Annotated in this window: 2 protein-coding genes and 1 pseudogene; all 3 read right to left on the reverse strand. The window is 42.9% G+C overall.

Annotation, left to right across the window (positions count from 1 at the left end):
* Positions 1-324 precede the first annotated feature (324 nt).
* Complete coding sequence (locus RIG27_RS27300) at positions 325-1,989, reverse strand: AIPR family protein (protein ID WP_446350299.1); 1,665 nt, start codon at positions 1,987-1,989, stop codon at positions 325-327.
* 259 nt (positions 1,990-2,248) lie between these two features.
* Positions 2,249-2,728, reverse strand: a pseudogene (locus RIG27_RS27305) (RRXRR domain-containing protein); the annotation flags it as partial.
* Positions 2,729-3,200: 472 nt separating this feature from the next.
* Complete coding sequence (locus RIG27_RS27310; protein WP_446350300.1) at positions 3,201-3,377, reverse strand: hypothetical protein; 177 nt, start codon at positions 3,375-3,377, stop codon at positions 3,201-3,203.
* Between the last annotated feature and the right edge of the window lie 171 nt (positions 3,378-3,548).

The following is a 3,548-nucleotide window of genomic DNA, read 5'->3' on the forward strand; positions in this document are numbered from 1 at the left end:
TAGTCTCATGAAAACGGGAATCGCTAACAGAACCAGCCTTAGCCGCCATCCCTGCAACCAAACCAACAATTATCCCAATTTGCCACCAAACAGAATCCACCACCTCAGGTATGCCGAACAAAGCAAAATAAACAGCAAAAACCAAAGCCCATCGACACCCAAACTCAAGCCACCAATACCCCTCTGCGAACCTCTGCGTTAACCTCTGCGAACCTCTGCGTTAAAAACGATCAACATAAACGCGATCGCCCTTAATCTAGAAATAGGATATCTCCTATGTCAAACTAAAATCATGGATAAACTAACTCTTTAGTCGTTTTTAATTTACTGAAGCCTAGTTATTAAGTCGCCGCGTCGAAAGGTTGCAGATAGCTGCTGCAAGGAAATGTCTTGTCCCCCATAAAGCTCACACAGCGCCTGTTGAATATCCTCTACTGAGTCGTTGAAATAAGCTTCGCCTTTTTGTTCAATAAGCTGTTGAACCCTTGGGAAATAGTGATGGCTAATTTCTCTCATTTGAATGTCCAGATCAGCAAGGATTCTTCGCCCCATCTGCATAGCGATAAAGCATGAAGCATAGCGAACGAAATCCGGGTCAGTATGCTCTGGTCGTTTGCGACGATTTTCTGCGATTCTGTATAGTTGCACAGCAATTATAACCTGTGAGCCGTTCAACTGATCCGTGAATATTGAATCATACAGTTTTCCAAAATGTTCACGAGAGAAGAATTTAGCCTGATGAGGTTTTTTTCTCCAGACAGATAGTACGGCTTCAGCTGCTACTCCTGAAGTAATATCTGTAGATCGGGTACTCGTATCAGAGCGCTTACGCCGATAATTAAATCCTAATTGCTGCATATCCATCTCTAATCTTTGCTGACGTTCATCATTAGCGCGTAAGTCTTTGAGATCTACTGGATTTTGGCTATTCGTGGCATAAGTAATTTTTGTAACTAAGTCTTCATTTTCACGAGGTAATTGATAAAGTCGAATCAGAACATAAGCTTGAGCATTTTGATTAAGTAAATCCGGTTCCTGCAACGTTTTGAATATGGTCAGGCAGGTCTGACCACCGTTAATGATTTGTAAATTTTCGACACGCACCTGATAATCTCCATCTTGTAATGCGTTATAAGAAAAATTGTCGCAGGTTAAAGTTATGCCATTATTGTAAAAGTAAAAATTATTTTTTTCCTGACTGGTTAAAGTATGGCGAATACCTTCATTAACACGATTCCCCTGCAAGCCTAAATAGCGACGAATATTACGCTCTAATAATCGTTCGCCGTGCTGCTCAATGAGAGAGGCAATTTTAGTTACTGAAATTTTGCCTACCAGTACTCGGCTAAACTCCATATCTTCAACTATAGCTTTTCCACTTAGCTGCAAAGTCTCTTTTACTGGTCTAGTGGCTTGAAGGATTTGGACTAAGCGCTCGTGATTGACGTGTTCCCATGTCACCTGATCGCCGAAACCAGTACGTTCAATAGCTCCCTGAGCAGATTCATTCCACTTCAGTCCATTATTGCAGGCTATTGCTCGAACTTGTGGAATATAGCCATCTCGAATCAAGCTACGAGCTTCTTCTACCTTGGTGAGTAGTCGTTTATTGATATGTTCTAATTGAGCTGCTGGATTAAACAAATACTGAATAGCATTTATTAAACTTTCTATGCCTTGCTCAGGAAAATTTGAGTTCCCTTCTAGATTATTCTTATATTTTGCTTGAAATAAAGTAACAGTAAATTCACCATCATATTCTTCAGAAATATGCATGGCATCTACTCCAAAGTCACCACCTCCTTCAGTCAGGCAATCGAAGGCATTATCGTTCTCTAAATCTAAGATGGTTTTAACACAGAGGTAAGCAAACGCTAGAGACTTGAGTCTGCCTTGATCGTTTATGCGTAACTCTTCAGCAGCCTTTTGACGGATATCATCAACAACTGATGCTAAACGTTGATCAATAATAGATGCGTTGATATTCATGTAGTAGCTACCTATTCCGTCCAATACGAAGTCTGGAGTCTAGGGGGGTAAAAACTGCTCGATAATTTCTACCCACATTTGGACATAGTTGCCGTTTTTGTCTAGCTATTAGCCATAGCTATAACCATCCTGGCGATGGACGGCTTTACAGTAATCAAGCTTTACTGAAAACCGTTTTTTGTTAATCACAAACTCGCCTCTACCGTCTGACATTGGACAAACTCTGGCTGTGAACGTCCCTTGGTATTTACCTTTCGGGACTGTGGCTCGAACAATATCGCCTGTCTTCAAGCCCAAAATACAATAAATACTCACGGACTTCGTAGCCAAATAAAGTACCTTGCTGGTATTCGCATCCGCTAATTTCCGGCTTGTCTAGCGCTTGTGTATCAAATTTAACTAATTCCTGTCTAATCTCACCAACAGGAGCAAATTTACACAGGCGTTTGACCCAAGTTTCAGTCGTTATAACCCGATGCATTAAGCTTGGGGAAAGCCATCCTTGAGGGTGCTTCCGATTGAGAAAACGTGGTTGACGATAGCGTGTATTGTGGCTTCTACGACCTCTCCTGACAGTCCGACGAGAGTCAAGAGCTAGTTTTATTTGTTGGATTAGAGTAAAAGGATATCTGCGGAAAACAGCCGCCTTGCCCTGCTCTAATAATTTTCTGGCTTGTGCTGGATGAATCGGATTCATCGGTGTTTTTTGAGCATCAATAAGAAAAACGTAATTTGACATCTTCTGTCAACCTTATTGCTAAGTAATGTTTGCCTCGGTAATGTTGAAAGGGCTTGTTAAGAACTAGGCACGGACTTATAAACCTTTCGTCGCTACTTTTTAACCGAGTTCGACAGAGCAAAAAACTGGCGTTCATTTTTTGGTGTCATGACCCTCCCAACGTAGGCTGTGATGAGCCTTAACCTGCACGTTCGTTACTCGCTTGTAGCTATTTCTAGCTATGTCCAGATTTGGGTAGGTTTTTACGAACGGTCATGTAGGAAAAGTACAGGACTTGATGCAGGGCGAAGGACTATTTTGAGGCTAGCATACAATGCTAAACTGCATTGAAGCAGCGATGATCGCCTAGTCAATCCTTACTAATCAACCGTTCTAGCATAAATTCCTTTGGTAGGCGATCGCTCTATTTCTTAACCCACAGCCAAAACGCAAAATCACCACTACTTTGACCAAGCATCAACACCTCTTACAATCACTCGGCTTGCCAGCTTGGAGCATAACTCTGACACGTTTCCCTGGCATCTCTGGCAATCTTGTCTTGGGGATTGGTCAGGACAGGATGATGACGAAGGCGGCGACAAGCAATATCAAGTGCGGCTTCCACTGTGCCAAGTATACATTCTCCAGCGCATGGAGTCCGAGAACTCATATTGCCTTCACGAAGATCCCATATTCGCACCTTCACCCACAATAGTCCGCCCCACCTGCGACGCTTGCAACCGTTGTCCCGGACTAAATCCACCCCCACCAAACGTCACCGGAGGTGTAAACCCTTGACGCTGAATCGTCGTCACGCCCCAATAATCCCCCCTCCCCTGAC

The sequence above is a fragment of the Coleofasciculus sp. F4-SAH-05 genome, from assembly GCF_040222985.1.
Lineage (GTDB): Bacteria > Cyanobacteriota > Cyanobacteriia > Cyanobacteriales > Coleofasciculaceae > Coleofasciculus > Coleofasciculus chthonoplastes.